The sequence below is a fragment of the Paenimyroides ceti genome (assembly GCF_030409925.1).
Map to the genome: position 1 here is coordinate 306,123 of NZ_JAUFQU010000001.1, position 21,455 is coordinate 327,577.

General features: G+C 38.1%; 5 protein-coding genes. All 5 read left to right on the forward strand.

The genetic code is table 11. From position 1 onward, the window contains the following. Positions 1 to 241 precede the first annotated feature (241 nt). The 5 genes from QW060_RS01370 (at position 242) to QW060_RS01390 (ending at position 21,416) form a co-directional block, all read left to right on the forward strand. On the forward strand, positions 242 to 5,941 hold the full coding sequence (locus tag QW060_RS01370; protein WP_290361922.1) for an Ig-like domain-containing protein: 5,700 nt from the start codon (positions 242 to 244) through the stop codon (positions 5,939 to 5,941). Positions 5,942 to 6,112: 171 nt separating this feature from the next. After that, positions 6,113 to 10,270, forward strand: a complete 4,158-nt coding sequence (locus QW060_RS01375; RefSeq protein WP_290361923.1) for an Ig-like domain-containing protein — start codon at positions 6,113 to 6,115, stop codon at positions 10,268 to 10,270. 170 nt (positions 10,271 to 10,440) lie between these two features. Further along, on the forward strand, positions 10,441 to 14,583 hold the full coding sequence (locus tag QW060_RS01380) for an Ig-like domain-containing protein (protein WP_290361924.1): 4,143 nt from the start codon (positions 10,441 to 10,443) through the stop codon (positions 14,581 to 14,583). A 718-nt stretch (positions 14,584 to 15,301) separates the two neighbouring features. Then, positions 15,302 to 17,977: an Ig-like domain-containing protein gene (locus tag QW060_RS01385; RefSeq protein ID WP_290361925.1), complete on the forward strand. Its 2,676-nt coding sequence runs from the start codon at positions 15,302 to 15,304 to the stop codon at positions 17,975 to 17,977. A gap of 232 nt (positions 17,978 to 18,209) precedes the next feature. Beyond that, positions 18,210 to 21,416, forward strand: a complete 3,207-nt coding sequence (locus tag QW060_RS01390; RefSeq protein WP_290361926.1) for an Ig-like domain-containing protein — start codon at positions 18,210 to 18,212, stop codon at positions 21,414 to 21,416. The last annotated feature ends 39 nt before the right edge of the window (positions 21,417 to 21,455 follow it).

Sequence of the window (21,455 nt, forward strand, 5' to 3'; positions counted from 1 at the left end):
TTTTATATTATTTATATAAATTCTAAAAAAATAAGGATAAGTAGATTTTTGTTCTTGTTTTTTTGTGATTATAGCATAAAAGTTAATTTAATTGGATTTTTTTTAAATTATTTTTTTCTAAATAAAAAAGAGGTAATTTCGAAACCTCTTTAATTTTTCATGCAAAATTATATCAAATTATGAGGATATAGAAGTGTATAATGAATTAAAGAAGTTGTTTAATTTCATAAATGATTTAATAATGAAAAAAATCTACTTACTACTACTACTTTTACTAATGTCCTTTTGGAGAATGGATGCGCAGGTTGGGTATGGGTTTTCTCATGAGATTGGTTTATTTCAGGAAAACAGTGCTTCGGCAACTACACTGACATCTGTACATGCAGATTCGGCAATTTCTGATGCCGTTTCTTTAGGATTTACTTTTAATTATGAAGGTGTAAATTATACCCAGTTTAAAATGTCCTCAAATGGATTTATCAGTTTTAATATGGGAGCCAGTACTTTGACTACCAATTCTTTTGTAGAAGCAAATCTCACGTCAAGACCAATAATTGCTCCTTTGTGGGATGATCTCGATGGTAGAGCAACAGGAGGTTCCAGAGCTTCTTATGAACTGACAGGTACAGTGCCCAATCGAGTAATGACGATTGAATGGAAAAACTGGGAATGGTTCTATGATAGTACTAATCCTGTAATTAGTTTTCAAATAAAGCTTTATGAAACTACAAATGTTATAGAGTTTATATACAGACAGGAATCAGGAAATGTAACTTCTTCAGCATCTGCCTCAATAGGTATTGGTGGAGCAACTGTAGCTAACGGATATTTAAATGTAACCAGTGTAACTGCACCTGCAGTTTCAAGTACTTCTCATGTAACGAATATCTCTGCTAAACCTGCCAATAACCAAGTGTTTAGATTTACACCACCTCCGCCTTGTAATGGTATGCCTGTAGGGGGTACGGTAAATGTTCAAAGTCAGATGATTTGTCCGGGGTCTACTCCAGCAATTATTAATGTAACAGGATATACACCTGTTGCAACTGCTTCAAATATTACTTATCAATGGGAAGAGTCTGATGATAATGGAGTTGCAGATGAATGGGCAAATGCTGTAGGAGGTTCAGGAGCAACTACAACAAGCTATACCCCACCTGCTTTTGGCGGAAACACAAAATATTACAGGCTAAAAGTTACTTGTACTGCAACAAATCAGTCAGCATATTCAGACGTATCGGTTGTCAATAATATGACTCTTCCTGCAACCGCAGCTCATACAATTACCTTCACAGAAGTGACACCAACCACTATGAAGATCAATTGGACAAATGGTAATGGCAACAGAAGGTATGTTGTGATCAATACAACAAATACGTTTACAGATCCGGTAAGCGGAACTGGTCCGGCAATCTCAGGAGTTAATACTTCTTATTCAGGAGCTGGACAACAAATTGTTTACGACGGAACAGGGAGTGCTGTTACCGTAACCAATTTAGTATGTAATACAACTTATTATGTAAGAGTGTACGAATATAACAGATGTGGGACTACTGCTCCGTTTACATATTATTACAATATAACGAATTCTACGACAAATCCTGCTTCTCAGTTATCAAACTATCCAGTTGTTTCAATGCCTCAGTCTGTAAATTTTACAGGATTTACTGGATCTAATTTAACAACAGTTTTTCCTAACTGGAGAGAAGGTAGTGGTGCTGATAAACCTGTTGGAACTACTTCTTTATGGGCAGAAAGTACGATTTTGGGAGTGCCTACTGCCAAAATAAACTTATATAACAATAACAGAAAGGAATGGATTGTATCTAATAAAATAACTGTTAATGCGGCTTCAAGAATTAATTTCAAAGCGGCTATTACTAAATATAATCTGGGAACCGCGCATGAAGATGGAATGCAAGGTACAGATGATAAAGTACAGGTAATGATCTCTGTTGATGGGTGTGGAGATAACTGGTCTCCATTATTTACCTTCAATGCAGCCAATACTTCTTCTCTTGTCAACGTATTAACGGATTATACTGTAAATATACCTGTACAATATATAGGACAGGATGTAATGGTAGCATTTTTTGCTTCAGATGGCCCTGTTGATGACCTACCGGACTATGATTTTCATATTACCAATATAGTTGTAGAAAATATTCCTAATTGTGAATTGCCTACCAATGTAGTAATTTCGGGAGTGACAAAGAATTCAGCCGTAATCACTTGGGAAGCGTCATCTTCGTCATCTCTTTTAGGATATACGTATGAAGTTAGAACCACCGGTGCTCCGGGGAGTGGTGCTCAGGGATTGGCTTCCAGTGGAACCTTAAATGATATTCTTACTTATACAGCTACGGGATTATTACCAGCTACAACGTATAATGTTTATATAAGAACTCAATGTCAGACAACCGTATTCAGCGAATGGACAATCATGAAGACTTTTACGACTTTATGTGACTATCCGGATGTTTTAACTACGACTCCGGGGACATTGTGTGGTATAGGGACAACTGTTTTGAGTGCTACTACTGATGCAACAGGTACTCTGAGATGGTACACAAGTCCAACAAGTAGGTTTCCTGTGTTTACGGGAGCATCTTTTCAAACACCAGAGATAAGCGAGACTACCAGTTATTATGTAGCTGCTTCTGCAGGTACTGTAAATGATAATATTTATTTGGGTACAGCTACAACTGCTTCAAGTGATTTAGGATATTCTCCGTTTACTTATGGTTGGGGAGGTTATAAATATCAATACACTTATAAGGCAGAAGAACTAATTGCAGCAGGTCTTACTGCGGGACCCATCACTTCCTTAGCTTTGGATGTGCTTACAGCAGGTGCGAACAGAAATGATTTTACTATTTATTTAGGACATACCACTCAGACTGCCGCTACAACAACTCATGTGTCCGGTACAACATTGGTATATTCCAATGCCAATCAACCGGTTACAGCGGGTTCTAATCAATATATTTTTGCAACACCATTTCAATGGGATGGAGTTAGTAATGTAGTGGTTCAGTTTTGCTGGAGTAATAATAATTCAGGTGTAAGTGGCCAATCAACACAAATACGCTATCATGTAACACCTTTTAATTCTCTTACAGCAACATATGCTGATAATAAAACAGCGGCACAGATTTTAGCTACAATGTCCGGATCTGTAGATTCAAGTGGTAATACGGCTACGTATGCCAACAGAGCAAATATGGTTTTTAATTCTACTTGTATTTCACCGAGAGTAGAAGTACTTGCAACTGTAAATCCGGCACCTTCGCTTGAATTGTCAACTGCTGTTTTAGAAATATGTGAGGGAAGTGATTCAACTGCTGTTACGATTATAACAGGAGCGTCTGAGTATGATGTTTATACCTGGGAGCCATCAACAGGCATCTCGGGAGATGCTCAAAACGGATGGATTTTCAATCCTTCAGTATCAACTGTCTACACTCTAACGGCATCGCAAAGTACGGGAACTATGTGTAGAATAATAAAGGAGCTCCAGATAAATGTAAAAGAATTGCCGGAGTTTCAAAGTCTTCCTGAAGAAATAAATGTATGTGTAGGAGAAATACAGGAGTTAGATGGAGGAGTGGTACTTGGTGAACAGGAACTGCTTAATGAAACCTTTTCTAATGGGACTACATTACCTGCTAACTGGCAGACACAAGGTGGGGGTGTTTCGGTTGTAAATGCAAATACAGCAGGAGGAACTGCTAATGAACTAAAAATTACAGGAAGTAGTTTTAGTAATGTAATAAGAAGAGCATATTACGGTCCTATTGATACAAGTGGTCTTCAGGAATTAACCCTGCAATGGAGAAATTTTTTAAACCATTATAGTGGAAATTATAATTATTCCGTAAAAGTACAGACAAGTTCTGACGGAACTACATGGAATAATACTTCATGGGTAACAAATCCTGTAACGGCAACACAGGCAGCAGGAATTGTTTCTACTGTTATCAATACTGCTGATGTAGGTTCTTCTACATTCTACGTTTCGTTTACTGTCGAAGGGGTTGATTTTGGAATGCATAACTGGAATATTGATGATGTATTATTGACAGCAGATCAGGAATATCAACTTGAATGGTCGCCGTCTGATAATTTATATGAAGATGCTGAAGCTACTGTTCCTTATAGCGGAACTATTCCTTTAGCAAAAGTATATTATAAAGCTAATACGGTTGAGGTACCTACACAGTACACACTTACTATTACAAATCCTGCGAATTGTAGTGTAGAAAATACGGTAGAAATAACAACCTTAGAAAAACCGGTTATTGATCCTGTAACCAATCCAATATCATTCTGTGATGCAACGAATGTCGAGGATATTACAATAAACACTAATAATGAAGATAATATCATCAAATGGTATGCTTCCTTGGCGTCAACTACTGAATTAACGCAGATCAGTCAATCAGGAACATATTATGTAGAGGCCGTGGGAATTGCTTGTAATTCTGAAAGAGTGGCTGTTCAGATAACTATTGTTGATGCACAGCTTCCAACTGTTATAGAAACACAATATTTCTGTGATGCCGGAACCGTAGCAGATTTGTCTGCAACAGTGGGAACAGGATTTACGATCCGCTGGTATGATGCTGTAGCTTCTACAACACCATTAAGTGAAACAACAGATTTAGTAAACGGTGTAGTTTATTATGCAGCTACTTATCATGCAGATTCAGGTTGTGAGTCGCCTCGAATACCGGTAACAGCAGTTATAACACCTACTCCGTCAGCTATACCTGCTCAGGCAATCAGTTTATGTCAGTCAACTCAATTCGGAGGATTGCAATTGAGTGCTATGCCAAATGCTACTTTAAAATGGTATGTTTCCATGACAGCTACTCAGCCGATTTCTTCTTCACTAATAGTAACCACTGGTACGTATTATGTGTCTCAGATAATTAATAGCTGTGAATCGGTTCGTTCTCAAATTCAGATTGCGGTATATGCCGGATTAGAAAGACCTGCTGCGAACACACATAATATTTGTGGTAGCGGAACGGTAGCAGATTTAACAGCTACAGGAGCTGTTGCTGGAGCTGTATATAACTGGTATAACTCAGCAACTTCTACAACACCATTGGCATTAACTGCTGCATTAACAAGTGGAGTGTATTATGTATCCCAGTCTATTGAAGGCTGTGAGTCTCCAAGACGCTCTGTAACCGTTAAGATCATCAATCAAACAGCGCCTGTAGTAAATGCATTTGTACTATGTGGTAGCGGAACTGTTGCAGATTTATATTTACCGACTGCTACGTATGTAACTTACAGATGGTATGCAACAGCGACGAGTACAGTAGAATTAGCGCAAAATGTTGCCTTAACTACAGGAACGTATTATGTAGCAAGAGTAGAGCATGGTTGTGTGTCTCAGAGAACAGCTGTTACGGTTACGATAGCAGATCTTCCTTCATCACCGACAGGAGAAACCAGTCAAAACTTTACAGTAAACACTATTGGAGAAGCTACCATCGCTGATTTGGTAATGGATCAGACCAATATTGTATGGTATATCACTGAAGCAGATGCTAAGAACGGAAACAATGCACTTCCTGCTGAGGCACCTTTAGTAAGTGGTCAAACCTACTATGCTGTTATTATCGGAACCAATGGATGTCCAAGTTTGCCAACGGCGGTTACAGTAGTAATCACATTAGGAATGGATGATTTCGATAAAACGAATTTAGTATTCTATCCAAATCCTACGTCAGATATTTTAAACATCCGTTACAAAAATAACATTGATCAATTAGTAGTGTATAACCTTTTAGGACAAAAGGTAATGATGCAGCGTTTTGATAACAATGAAATACAATTGGATATGAGCGCTCTGGCTTCAGGGAATTACCTGATAGAGTTACATTCAGATAATCAAATACAGATAATAAAAGTAGTTAGAAAATAAATTTTATCTGCGATTATATAAAGAAGAGACCTGCTATAACAAGCAGGTCTCTTTTTTTTAAAATTATTATTATTTTTGTTAAAAACAACACTTTTTTTGTAGTTTTTTCTGCATATCTTTTTTATAAACACATAAAAAAGATATATTTGGCAACCATTAAACTATATTGATATGAATAAAACTATTTTTTTTCTGTTATTATTTAAATTGATAGCGGGGACTATGGCTGTAAATGCCCAAACCTATCAGACTTTGAATATCAACGGATTCAATCATGATGTGATTGCAAACGGCGTCGGAACTGCTGCCAGTTCAACGACAACAGATGTAGACGGTGTAAGCTATTGCTTTAAGTCTATTGATTGGCAGCTAACAGCTACTTCAACACCTCAGACTTCGGGATTTCCTCAAAGCGGAATTATCAATTCGGCAGCAACTACAGGATTAACGTACCAGTTACAGAATTATTCATCCAATAATGCAATCCGATTGGTCAGTACAGCAACAAACATTACTTCTGTAGTAACAGGTACTGTTAAGGCTAAAAAACTATTTGTTCTGGCAACTTCAGGAAGCGGAGCTTCAAATTTAGAATGTGTAGTAACATTTCAGGATGATACAACGGAATCTTTTCTTACCAATCCGGTTGCAGACTGGTTCAACGGTACTAACCCTCCTGTTGCTTATAGCGGTTTTGGAAGAATTAACCGAAATAATAATGGAGTAGAAAATTCAACTACCAATCCAAGACTATATCAGATAACATTAAATATAGCAATAGCAAATCAGGCAAAAGAAATCAAGTCAATTAAATTTACCAGAGGAACAACTTCTTCTGGTGTGATCAATATTTTTGCTGTATCTGCAGAAATTTTAGGCACATGTCCGAGTCCTGATGCAGTTCTCATCAACGCTATCACTACCAATACAGCTACTGCTACTCTCACACCTCCTGCGCTTATTCCATCCACAGGATACGATTATGAAGTCAGAACTACAGGAGCTGGCGGATCAGGATCTGATGGGTTGGTAACATCAGGAACCGTTTCTTCCAATAGCACGGTGGCTGATTTAACAGGTTTGCCGGCTTCTCAAACTCTCAATTTTTACATACGCTCCAATTGTGGTGCAACAGATCAGGGAGTTTGGACGGGACCTTATTCTTTTACTATGCTGTGTGATGATTTTGGAGCATTCTATGAAAACTTTGACAATCAGCCGGTAGGTTCAACGACAAATCCCAGCTTGCCTACCTGTTGGGGTGTTATTGATGATGGCACAGGATATTTATATACCAGTAGTGCCTCATCATATTCTGCACCGAGAAGCGTTTATTTGTATAACAGCAGTCAAAATTCAGGGAACTTAATGATCGTATCTCCTAAAACGAATAATTTAGGAAATGGTGCATACAGAATTCGTTTTCGGGCAAGATCTACGACGACTTCTGTTCAGACTCTAAAAGTAGTAACATTGGAAAGCCAAACTTCGGCCACAGGGATGCAACTACTGCAAACCCTAAATCTTACCGATTCTTTTCAGGAATATATAGTAAATATTCCGGCGGGAACTCACGACTATTTTGGAATTGCCCATGGATTAGGAACTACTTACAGAACAATTTATGTTGATGACATACGTTTTGAGGCAATACCATCGTGTATTGTTCCTGCGGGACTGACGGTGACCAATGTAGGATTAAATACAGCAGTTGTAAACTGGACGGCTACCACTTCACCTAATACTAATGGATATACATATGAAGTAAGAACGTCAGGACTACCCGGAAGTGGTACAGACGGTCTTGCATTTACGGGAACAACAGATGCGAATACAACATCTGTGAATTTATCTAACCTCACAGCAGGTACTCAGTATTGGGTGTATGTCATTGCTAATTGTGCAGCAGATGACAGCAGTTATTGGACAGACGGCGCTACCTTTACACCCAATTGGTGTCAGCCAACCTATTCTAATGGTTCAAGTAACCACAGAATAACCATCGTAAATATCAATGAGATTAGTTTTACAGATAATATTCCTTCGTATACAAACAGAGACCGTACGGGAGTGACAGTACCTGATCTTACAGTAGGAAACACTTATACATTTAATGTTACAACTACAGGCTATACCGGAATGGGGATAGCAATTGATTTTAATAATGACGGAAATTTTGATGAAACAAATGAAGTATTAGCTTTGCCTGACTATATTGCTAACGGCACCCAAATGTATACAGCATCCGTAACTATTCCTATGGGCGTATATTCAGGTACATATCGTATGAGAATCTGGAACAGGGTAGCAAATGCCGGTGGTGGTGAGGGACCAGATCCTTGTGGAAGTTATAACTATGGTACCTGGGCTGATTATACTGTAAATCTAACAGGCGGATCTGTTCCTTGTGATGAGCCTGTGATGGTTGAAGCCATTGCTATCGGAGCAATGCAGGCAGAACTTGGTTGGGAAACTGAAACAGAAGCTACTTTATTTGATATAGAATATGGAATTGCAGGTTTTGTGCAGGGAACAGGAACATTGATTTCCGGTGTTTCAAACCCTTACACAATTACTGACTTGGAACCGGATACAGAGTATGAGTTTTATGTAAAACAAATATGTGATGAATATTCTGTATCAGATTGGAGTGAAGCAGGCAGTTTTACAACATTATGTGTAATGCCGGATCCTGTGATTACTTCTTCACTGATTTTGTGCGGAGCAACCATGGTAGATCAGATTGATGTGACTGCTGAAACAGGTGCTATAATGAAGTGGTATGCATCAGCAACAGGTGATGATGAAATCTCTGAAATACCGCTTTCAGGTACCTATTATGTAATGACTGAAAATACATTGGGTTGTTTTTCACAAAGAGTAGCAGTTGATTTTACATTGGTATCTACCTCTGTACCACAGGCTGAATCAGAACAGTATTTCTGTAATACGGCAACTGTTGCTGACCTTGTTGCGACTCCAGCTGTAGGTTTATCTATTAGATGGTATGAATCAATGACGGCTACCCAACCTTTAGATGCTACTCATGTATTATCAGCCGGAAACGTATATTATGTAGTACAGGCAACCGATACAGACTGTGAGTCTGACCGCATAGCAGTTACAGCAATAATAACCAATCAGCCGGCAGTATTAGATATCTCTCAGATTGCCTTATGTCAGCCGACATCTTTTTCAGAGCTGCAAAATCTGGGCAATATGACAGGGTCTGTAGTAAAATGGTATGCAGGATTATCTTCTGCAACACCACTCAGTAATGATACTGTAATTAGTAACGGAACTTACTATGTTTCTCAGACAATTAATACTTGTGAGTCAGAACGTACAGCAGTTACCTTCACATTATACATCGGTTTACCAGTGCCTACGGCAGTAATGCAAACTTTTTGCGGAAGCGCAACTGTTACTGACTTGGTGGCTACCGGAGCATTGCCAGGAGCAGAATACCGCTGGTATGCGTCTCAGGATTCAGTACTTCCGTTAGATCCGGGAGCTGTTTTAAGTTCGGGAACTTACTATGTCTCACAGACTATTTCCGGATGCGAATCAAATAAAAGATCAGTAGCAGTTCTTGTAAATCCTGTAGCTGCTCCGGTAATGGGGTCATATACTTTCTGTGAATCAGCGACAATAGCAGATATTCCTTTAGTAGTACCGACAGGAGTTTCATATAAATGGTATACTGCTGAGACAACAGGTACAGAGTTACAACAAGACACAGTACTAACGACGGGCACTTATTATGTAGAAAGAATAGAATGGGGTTGTATTTCGCAAAGAGCAGCTGTTCCGATTACAATACTGGATCTGCCAGATGCACCTACTGGGGCATCGAATCAGAGCTTTACAGTCAATACAATCGGGGAAGCAACTCTTGCTGATCTGATCATGGATCAGACCAATGTGGTATGGTATATTACCTATGAAGATGCCAGAACGGGAATTAATCCACTTCCATCAGAGATTCCTTTGTTAAACGGACAGACCTATTATGCTGTTATTATCGGAACGAATGGTTGTGCAAGTTTCCCGACCGCTGTAACGGTTGATATAACTTTATCAGTTAATGATTTTGATATGTCGGATTTGAGATATTATCCAAACCCGACAGCTGATATATTGTATATTCAATATAAGGAGGTTATTGATAGAGTAATTGTTTACAGTCTGAGCGGCCAAAAAGTAATCACAAAACAGGGTGGTACTAAAGAAATTCAATTAGATATGAGTGCTCTTTCAGCAGGAAATTACCTCATAGAGTTGCATTCTCAAAATCATACTCAAATTATTAAAGTAGTTAGAAAATAATAATAAATTTGTTTTTTATCTGAAAAAAGGCCTGTTTTTGAAATCAGGTCTTTTTTTGTTTTTTTGTTTGACTAATTGTTAAAAAATCACATCTGTTTGTATTTTTTTGCCGTTATTTTTTTTGTATGTGTGTAAAAAATATATATTTGATAGAATAAAACTATGTGAGTATGCGTAAAACTATTTTTTTTGCATTGATCATTAAAATGATACTGTTGAGTGGTGTTTTGAATGCCCAGACCTATCAGACTTTAACGATCAATGGTTTTAATCACGACGTGATTGCAAACGGTGTCGGAACCGCCAACAGTTCCACCACAAATGATGTCGATGGAGCAAGTTATTGCTTCAAAGCCATTGACTGGAAGTTAAATGCAACTTCTGCTGCTCAGACTTCTGGTTTTCCGTTAAACGGAACCATTACTTCTGCAGCTACTGCGGGGCTTACTTATCAGCTTCAGAGTTATTCCGCCAATAACTCTATCCGATTGGTTGCAACAGACAACACAATTGTTTCTACAGTAACGGGTGTAGTTAAAGCAAAAAAACTTTTTGTTTTAGCAACTTCGGGTAGTACCGCTTCTAATATGGAGTGCGTGGTAACCTTTCAAGACAATACCACACAGTCCTTTCTGACCAACAATGTACCGGACTGGTATTATGGAACCAATCCGCCACCCGCTTATGTAGGATTTGGTAGATTGAGTCGTGCAACCAATACGGCAGAAAATCCGTCAGGTGATCCACGTCTGTATCAGATTGCATTAAATATTGCAGTTGCGAATCAGAATAAGGAGGTTAAATCCATCACATTTACACGAAGTGCTACTTCAGGTGGAGTATTAAATATCTTTGCTGTTTCTGCAGAATTATTAGGTACATGTCCGAGTCCGGAGCCTGTTACTTTTGACGCCATCACTACAGCAACAGCGACAGCAACCTTAACAGCGCCGGCTATTATTCCGGCAAATGGATACAATTATGAAGTAAGAACTTCCGGGTTACCGGGTTCAGGAGCTACAGGGTTAGTAACTTCAGGTAATATTCCGGCTGCTAACACTACAGCTAATCTTACAGGCTTACCCTCTTCTCAAACATTACAATTTTACATTCGTTCCAATTGTAGTACTACAGATCAGGGTGCGTGGACAGGACCATTTTTGTTTACAATGGCTTGTGATGTAATAGGTGCTTTTACAGAAAATTTTGATACAACAGCCGTTGGTTCTTCCTCAAATCCTACAGTACCAACATGCTGGACTTTTATTGATTCAGGAGCTGGATACGGATATGTAAGTAGCTCTTATAGCACTTCTTCTCCTCGAAGTTTCTACATGTATAACAGTTCTGATAACTCAGGTAACTATATTCTGGTTTCGCCAAAAACTAATAATTTAGGAAACGGAGGCTATCGAGTAAAATTTAAAGTACGCTCTGACTGGGGTGATTACAATATGATTTTTGGAAGAGCTGCTTCCAATACAGATGCGACTACTTTCACAGCAATAGGACCGTCAATAACAGTTACGCCAACCTTTACACAATATGTAATTGAGATACCAGCAACAACGGATGACTATTTTGCTTTTAAACACGGCCTACAGGGTACCTATAGAAGTATCTATATTGATGATGTTGTGTTTGAGCCTATACCTACCTGTGCGGATGTTTTGACATTGGATGCAACGCTGCAATTTTCAGCCTTGTCAGCTGTTTTGAGCTGGACAGTGCCCGCAAGTGCTACCAATACTCTTTTTGATATCGAGTGGGGAATACAGGGGTTCACTCCAGGATCGGGAACCGTATTAACAGGAGTAACCAATAACTATCTTTTAGAAGGACTAACAGTTGGTCAAACCTATGCATTCCGGGTGCGCAGCAATTGTGGTACTGGTGGTGTAGGTGCATGGTCTGATATAAAAACTTTTAAATTTGATTATTGTAGTTCAGTTCCTACCAGTAATGACGGTAGCGGAGTTACAAATGTAACCATAAATGGCACCAGTATACCTGTTGCTGATGTGATGTATTATCATCATACTGCGGCACCTCAGGTAGAATTAATCGTTGGTCAAACGGCTACCGGTTCTGTTTCTTTTGCTACAGGATATACGTATGATACCAATATATGGATTGATTTAAATAAAAATGGTGTCTTTGAAAGCAGTGAGTTACTGTATCAGGGAAATTCTACAAGTGCAAATCCAACTACTTTAAATGTGACCATTCCGTTAGTAGGAAACTATGCAGGTGGAATATACAGAATGAGAATCGGGACAGCTGATTCGGGACAGGTACCACCTAATCCTTGTTATAGTGGTAGTTATGGGGTAACAGTAGACATTGATGTAAAAATAACACCACCTTGTTTACCTCCAGACTTGGCTGCTACAACAGCAATAACCAATAATTCGGCAGTAATCAACTGGACAGCTTCTGAGTCAGATCCGGAAACAGGTTATGCGTATGAAGTAAGAACATCAGGAGCAGCAGGTTCAGGTGCAACAGGTTTAGTATCTTCAGGAACTGTTTCAGCAACAAATTTTGCACAATATGTAGAAGGTTTATCTCCAAGTACTACTTATTCAGTATATGTAAAAACATTATGTAATGATACAGAATTAAGTGCATGGACTACAGCAGGAACTTTCGAAACATTATGCCAGATGACAGCTCCTATTGTTGGTGCAACACAAATTATATGTATGGAAACTCCTGTAGGCGATATTCCGGTTACAACCGCATCCGGAGCGACTATTAAATGGTATAGTTCTCTTACGTCTACAGATGAAATTACTAGCATCGCTGCGCCGGGTACTTACTATGTAAAAACATCTAATGCTCAGGGATGTATGTCAAACAGAATAGCTGTAAATGTAGTGATGGTATCTACCTCATTACCTGCTTTTCAGGCCCAGCAGTATTTTTGTAACGGAGCAACGGTAAATGATTTATCAGCAACACCGGTAAGCGGATTAAACATCAAATGGTATGCAACAGCCGATGCAACAGATGCTTTGGCATCAGATTATGTGCTACAGAATGGTGCTATTTACTATGTGTCACAGGCAACTCCTGCAGGATGTGAATCTTCAAGAGGTCAGGTTACAGCTGTAATTACAGGGACACCTGCTGTGCTTTCTGTAACGCAGGTAGCAATGTGTCAGCCAACTACATTTGCTGAGCTTCAGAATTTAGGAGCACAAACAAATGCAACGATAAAATGGTATACCTCTTTAAATTCGTTAACTCCTATTGATCCGTCTACGATTGTTTCTTCAGGAACCTATTTCGCTACACAGACCATAAATACATGTGAATCTGCGAGAACAGCGGTAAACTTTGTATCGTACATTGGTTTACAAAAGCCAGCTGCAGGGACACAATATATTTGTGGCAGCGGAAGTGTTTCTGATCTTATTGCTACAGGAGCTGTTGCCGGAGCAGAGTATCACTGGTATACTTCATTAACATCAGCAACTCCTCTGAGCAGTACAGCAGCATTGACTTCCGGAATCTATTATGTTTCACAGGCCGTTTTAGGATGTGAGTCTGAAAGAAGATCAGTTTCTGTTCGTGTAATTCCACAAACGGCACCTGTAGTAAGTCCTTTTGTAATTTGTGGTTCAGGTACCATATCCAATTTACATATTGCAGCTGCTTCAGGAGTAAGCTATAAATGGTATGCTTCTGCATCAGCTACAACTGAACTGACACAAAATACAGTTCTGGCTACCGGTACTTATTATGTTGCAAGAGAAGAACAAGGTTGTGTTTCTCAGAGAACACCGGTTTCAGTAACTGTTTTTGCTATACCGTCATCACCTACAGGTTCAGAAAATCAAAGCTTTACAGTATATACAATGGGAGAAGCTACGATTGCTAATTTAGCAATGGACCAATCAGGAGTAGTATGGTATGCCACTTATAATAATGCGCGAAACGGAATAAATCCTCTTTCGGCTGATACACCATTAGAGAACGGGCATACATATTATGCTGTTATTATCAGTGCAAACGGTTGTCCGAGTATGCCAACAGCCGTACATGTGGATGTGACTTTAGGTCTGGATGATTTTGATAAGACAAATCTTGTATATTACCCGAATCCTACAGCAGATATACTAAACATACGTTATAAGCAGACAATAGATGCTGTAACAGTATATAATCTTGTGGGACAAAAAGTGATGACAAAAGCATTTAATTCTGATCAGATTCAATTAGATATGAGTGGTTTTTCTGCAGGAAATTATCTTATAGAATTACATTCTGAAAATCAGGCTCAGATTATTAAAGTCGTAAAAAAATAATCACATTTTTAGTTTTATTTAAAAGACCTATCCTATATGATAGGTCTTTTTTTATGCATAGTGCAGAGTTCTTAATAGTTATTATAGCCGTTTTGGACAAAATATATATTAACTTTTTGGTCATATAAAAATTACAAATTTTTTAATTAAATTAATTTAGACTTATTAAAAAAAAATATTATATTTGATCCCATTATAGGATAGATAAGAGAAGTGTTTTCTTTGCTACCACAATAGTAAAGTTTACTACTTTAGAACTTTATAGGTTTTTCTTGTATACTTTTGTTTCTCTGTCTGCAATTTCTTTACAGCAGAATATAGATTCATTTCTTATCAGAATTAATAGTTGGGGTGTAAAATATAAAAAGTAAAGGGTTTAATAATTATTTTTTATCACTACCTAAATACCTCAAAAGAAATAACATTTAAGCTGTTGATCATAATCCGTATGAAATGAGATTTGACTCATAATTTAGTCAAATGTGTAGTTTATTAAGATACCGAACTGTTGTCCGTTTTAATAGTTTTACCGTTTGTCATTTTAATGCAAAGGTCGTTTTGCAGAAACAGTTTTTATGACAGATAACTTTCTTTATAATAATGTTATTCTATCGTTTAATATGAAAAAACTATGATTCTATTAATGTTTTAATGCTCTTATTAGGTCATATATGGCTTTACTACCAAAGAAGGAAATATTAAAATAAAATTTATAAAAATGAATAAAAATATTTTATTAGCATTGACAGTCAGTATGTTACTGCTGTTTAGAGTTTCTTATGCGCAGCCTTATCAGACAGTAACAATTGATGGTTTCAATCACGATGTGATTGCCAATGGAGTCGGAACTGCGTTTAGTACTAAAACAGCAGATGTAGACGGAAACAATTTTTGTTTTAAATCAGTAGACTGGAAATTGACTACGGACTCAGCTCCTCAGACTTTGGGGTTCCCGGTAAACGGAAATATTATTTCTGAGGCTACTTCTGGATTGTCATACCAGTTGCAAAACTATGCGGTTAACAACGCAATACGTCTTATAGCAACAGAAAATACAATAACCTCTTTAGTGATGGGGTCTGTGAAAGCTCAGAAGCTCTTTATTTTGGCAACATCCGGAGGAGGAAGTGCTGAGTTAGATTGTGTAATTACCTTTCAGGACAACACTACAGAGTCCATTTTAACCAATCCCATACCAGACTGGTACTCAGGAACCAATCCGCCACCGGCCTATATCGGTTTTGGAAGATTACAACGTTTGACCAATGATGTAGAAGATTCTTCAGTTAATCCACGATTGTATCAAATCAAATTGAGTATCAGTGTCCCTAACCAACTCAAAGAAATAAAATCGATACAATTTACGCGTAACAATAATTCAGTAGGAGTTATCAATATTTTTGCTGTTTCAGCAGAATTATTAGGAACCTGTCCCGGATCTCAATTGGTTACCTTTGATGCAATTACTGGTAATACAGCGACAGCAACCCTAACAGAACCTGCAATTGTTCCTGCAAATGGCTACAACTATGAGATAAGAACCTCAGGACTTCCAGGGTCAGGGAATGTGGGATTGATTACTTCTGGTGATATTCCGGCAGTAAATACAACGGTCAATCTTACAGGGTTACCTTCCTCTCTGACTTTACAATTTTATATCCGATCTAATTGCAGTACTACGGATCAGGGAGTTTGGTCGGGACCTTTTGTATTTACAATGGCTTGTGATACAATTGGTGCTTTTATGGAAAATTTTGATTCAACTCCAGTAGGCACCCTGATGAATCCGACGATTCCGCATTGTTGGTCATTTATAGACACTGGAGTAGGATATGGTTATGTTTCTCTTGCCAATCCTGCATCTATACCAAATAGTTTCAGTATCTATAATAGTTCGGATGTTTCGGGTAATTATATACTTATTTCACCTAAAACAGATAATTTAGGCAACGGAGCTTATCGGGTTAAATTCAAAGCTAAATCAAGTTGGGGAACAAGCGTTTTGATTTTTGGAAAAATGACATCTAATACTGATGCAGGAAGTTTTACTGCTATAGGCTTACCAATTACACTTAGTGCTGCATATACAGAACATATTATAGATATGCCTTTAACTTCTGATGACTACTTTGCTTTTAAACATGGCTTAGGAGGTACTTATAGAGGTATTCATATTGACGATGTAGTATTTGAGCCAATCCCTTTATGTCAGATGGCTGATCCTGTAATTGATGCAGATCAGATCGTATGTACAGAAACTCCTGTAAACAACATAACAGTAGCAACAACTTCTGACGCGGTGATAAAATGGTATGCTTCTGCAACAGGAAGTGAAGAGATTACAACAATCGCAACATCTGGTATGTATTATGTGCAAACAACCAATGCGCAGGGTTGTATCTCAGAAAGGGTACCGGTAAATATATCGGTAATTGTTCCTGTATTACCTTCTTTTCAAGAACAACAATTTTTCTGTAATTCGGCAACGGTGGCAAATTTATCAGCGATACCAACCAGTGGATTAAATATTAAATGGTATGCCACAGCTGATAATGAAACTGCTTTACCTGCCAATCATATATTACAAGATGGAAATATTTACTATGTTTCACAAGGAATTTCAGGCTGTGAATCCGAAAGGGGAGCAGTTACTATACATATAACACCACAAACCGGTCCGGTAATCAGTCCGTTTGCATTCTGTGGTCCAGCTACGGTGGCTGATCTACAACTTACAGCTATGGAAGGAATCGTTCTTAAATGGTATGATTCAGTAACATCTACTGTTGAATTATCGCAAAATACACCTCTTTCAACAGCAACATATTATGCTGTCCGTGTTGAAAATAGCTGTGTTTCAGAACGCGTGGCAGTAGATGTAACAATATCAGATATACCTGCATCACCTACAGGATCTTTGGATCAAAGCTTTACTGTGAATACGCTTGAAGAGGCTACTATTGCAGATTTGGTAATGGATCAAGCTAATATCTTTTGGTTTACTACGTATGAAGACGCTTTGAATAATAACAATCGTTTACCAGTCACAACACCTTTGGTCAGTGGTCAGAACTATTATGGAATAACTGTAGGGACAACAGGATGTCTTAGTCAGCCAACTACAGTGTTGGTAAATATAACGTTAGGTACGGATAATTTTGATAAAACGCAACTTGTGTGCTATCCGAATCCTACAACGGATATACTAAATATACGTTATAAGCAGGCAATAGATGCTGTAACAGTATATAATTCTGTAGGGCAAAAAGTAATGACAAAAACATTTGATTCAAATCAGATTCAATTGGATATGAATGGCTTTTCTGCAGGAAATTATCTTATAGAATTACATTCAAAAAATCAGATTCAGATTATTAAAGTCATTAAAAAGTAAATTCAGTATTGCTCAAAATCATGAAAGCCTGTTCAGATCTGAACAGGCTTTTTGTATAGCAGAAATAGTATTTTTAGTAAGGTGCTATGTGTTATTTGAGGATATAGGATAAATATGGTATTATTTTTAATAAAAATGGATAGTATATACGCTTTAAATACTGTATTTTTGTGATTTTTAATGAATAATAAAATATTATATTTATAATTTTATTACATAAAAACAATTACATATGAAAAATAATTATTTTTTTAATAAAATGCACAAGTCGGTATTGGTTATTTTTTTTCTTCTGCTGACACATGCATTTTATGCTCAGGTAAATTATACCTATGGTTGGGAGATTGAGGATGACATGGGAGGATGGGAAGATCCTGATTTTTTCAACTGGTTTCAGATTGATGAAGGGCAATGTGCTGGTGATTATTCTTTAGTGACCAATCTCTATTTTTGGACCTCTGAAAGTGAAATTTATTCACCGAATATAGGGTCATCTATCGGAGGGGAAATAGAATGCTCGTTTGACTATAAAGTAGTTGATTATTATGATGAAACGGGGGTTTCAGGTAATGTATTTAATATCACATTTGCCTGGTCAAATAATCCGTCAGGACCGTGGACTACTTTTCATACAATCAACAGTTCAAATCACGTGGTGTCTGACGACTGCGCTGTTGCTACGGCAAATTTTACTCCTGGTGAAGGTAATGTGTACATACGCATAAAAACGGAATTAGCAGACATGTTTGGAGATGATGACATTCTTATTTATATAGACGATCTTCAGATTACCGAAGATGTTACCGCAATTACGTGCCCTACTCCGGGAGGATTGTCTGTTTCAAATGCTACATTAAATGCTGCACAACTCAACTGGACAAGTACGGGAACACAGTTTAGTGTTGAATGGGGAGAAAGTGGCTTTACACATGGAAACGGAACACTTGAAACAGATGTAATCGAAAATAATATTACTATTGAGGAACTTGAAGAAGATACCATGTATGAGTTTTATGTCAAAAATATATGCGATGACGACGATGAAAGCAATTGGTCTGGTCCGTATGCTTTTTATATAGGATATTGTATCTCTGAACCTACAAGTGTAGATGGGAACGGAATCACCAGTCTTACAATGAGAACCGAGACATTTACCCTTAACTCAGATACTTATCACGATCTGATGGATACGGTTGTTGATATTGATCCGTCACTACCTGTGAATTCTTCAGTAACACTAAATACAGATGATTTCGGATTTTGGGGGTATAGTTATGACTTCAATATATGGATCGATTTTAATAAAGATGGTATATTTGATAATGCTACAGAATTGGTTTTTCAGGGAACATCAGATGATGATAGCACAACTACTCTGAATACAACTTTTGATATTTCTGATCAAACAGGCTTATCGGGTGAATATCGTTTGAGAATAGGTGCTATTGAATCAGGGGAGCAACAGGGACCTAATCCATGCTATAATGATGATTACGGAGTAACGGTTGATATGATAGTACGTTTTCCATTTAATTGTGATACACCTACAGACCTTGAAGTAATTGCCAATGTTAGTTCTGCTGAATTAAGCTGGACAGCTACAGGAACTCTTTATGAAATAGAATGGGGTCCTGCCGGCTTTACACAAGGTAACGGTACAATCGTTTCTGAGGTAGCTAATCCATATATTTTAGAAAGTTTAGATCCGGATACTGAATATGATTTTTACGTACGTCAGTTGTGTGCAACTGCTCAGAGTGAATGGTCTGCTTCAGCATCTTTTACCACCTTATGTGCTACTGAAGAAGCAATTGTTGAAGCTCAGACATTCTGTACAACAATAAATACAACCGATATAGAGGTTACCATCATCCCGGGACAAACCGTACAATGGTATTCATCATTAAATACCCCATCGGCAATAAATGCTATTTCCGAATCAGGTATTTATTATGTACAGACCAGCTTAGGAGAGTGTCTTTCGGAAAAAGTTGCAGTTGAGATTACGATAATAGGCAATACAGCACCAAATGCAGAAGCAACACAAGTGTTCTGTAATGCGGCTTCAGTAAATGATCTTCTCGTGGCCCCGCAAACCGGTTCTGAAATCAGATGGTATACTTCAGCAACAGCAACTCAGGCATTAAATCCTTCAACAGCTTTGATTAATGAAACCATCTATTATGCTTCGTATTATCATATCGCATCAGCTTGTGAATCCAATAGAGTAGCAGTTCAGGCAATCATCACACAGACACCAATGCCGATTACATCTCAAACTATAAGTCTGTGTCAGGAAACACCAGTTGGACAAATTTCTTTAAATGCTTTATCTGGAGCTACCCTGAACTGGTATGCCACAGCATCGTCACAACAACCGCTATCTACTGCGACCATGGCAACCACAGGAACCTATTATGTTACTCAAAGTATAGGTGCCTGCGAATCAGACAGGGTAGCGGTAACCATAAGTTTATATGCCAACTTACAAAAACCGAATGCAACCACTCAAAATATTTGCGGATCAGGAACTGTTGCAGATTTAGTCGCAACCGGTGCAGTAAACGGAGCTGAATATCGTTGGTACACCTCCTTGCAGTCTCTGCAGCCTTTGAATGTGACAGCTGCGTTAACAAGCGGTGTATATTATGTTTCACAGGCATTAGGCGGATGTGAATCGACAAGAAGATCAGTTTCTGTGCGTGTCATTCCGCAAACAGCTCCAGTAATAAACGCTTTTGCTTTGTGTGGAGCAAGTACTGTAGCAGATTTATACCTGCCAACGGCTAATAATATCAGTTATAAATGGTACACATCTACAACGGCAACAACAGAATTGACGCAAAATACCATATTGACTACAGGTACTTATTATGCAGAACGTGTAGAATATGGATGTATATCAGCACGTACGGCTGTTTCAGTAACGATATCAGATATTCCTTCTTCACCTACAGGAGCTTTACAGCAGAGCTTTACAGTAAATACAATAGGTGAGGCTACCATTGCTGATCTCATAATGGATCAGACAGATATATATTGGTATAATACCTACAATGATGCGCGAAACGATCATAATCCATTACCGGCAGAAACACCGCTGGTAAACGGAAAGACATACTATGCAGCGATTATCGGGTCAAACGGATGTTCAAGTCTTCCGACGGCTGTACTGGTTGATGTCACTCTTGGCATGGCTGATTTTGATAAAACGCAACTTGCCTACTATCCGAATCCGACGACGGATATACTCAACATACAGTACAAACAGACCATTGATAGCGTTACGGTATATAATCTTGCAGGGCAAAAAGTATTGGCCAAAACGTATAATTCCGATAAGATTCAGTTAGATATGAGTTCTCTGGCTTCAGGAAATTATTTACTGGAATTGCGTTCTCAGAATCAGAGTCAGATTATAAAAATAAGTAAGAAATAAAAATAGTTTGAAAAAAGAGGCAGTGTAAACTGCCTCTTT

What these genes read in the sequence shown, in the direction of transcription:
- QW060_RS01370 (WP_290361922.1), top strand. Translation starts at nt 242, where the DNA reads ATGAAAAAAATCTACTTACTACTACTACTTTTACTAATGTCCTTTTGG.
- QW060_RS01375 (WP_290361923.1), top strand. Translation starts at nt 6,113, where the DNA reads ATGAATAAAACTATTTTTTTTCTGTTATTATTTAAATTGATAGCGGGG.
- QW060_RS01380 (WP_290361924.1), top strand. Translation starts at nt 10,441, where the DNA reads ATGCGTAAAACTATTTTTTTTGCATTGATCATTAAAATGATACTGTTG.
- QW060_RS01385 (WP_290361925.1), top strand. Translation starts at nt 15,302, where the DNA reads ATGAATAAAAATATTTTATTAGCATTGACAGTCAGTATGTTACTGCTG.
- QW060_RS01390 (WP_290361926.1), top strand. Translation starts at nt 18,210, where the DNA reads ATGAAAAATAATTATTTTTTTAATAAAATGCACAAGTCGGTATTGGTT.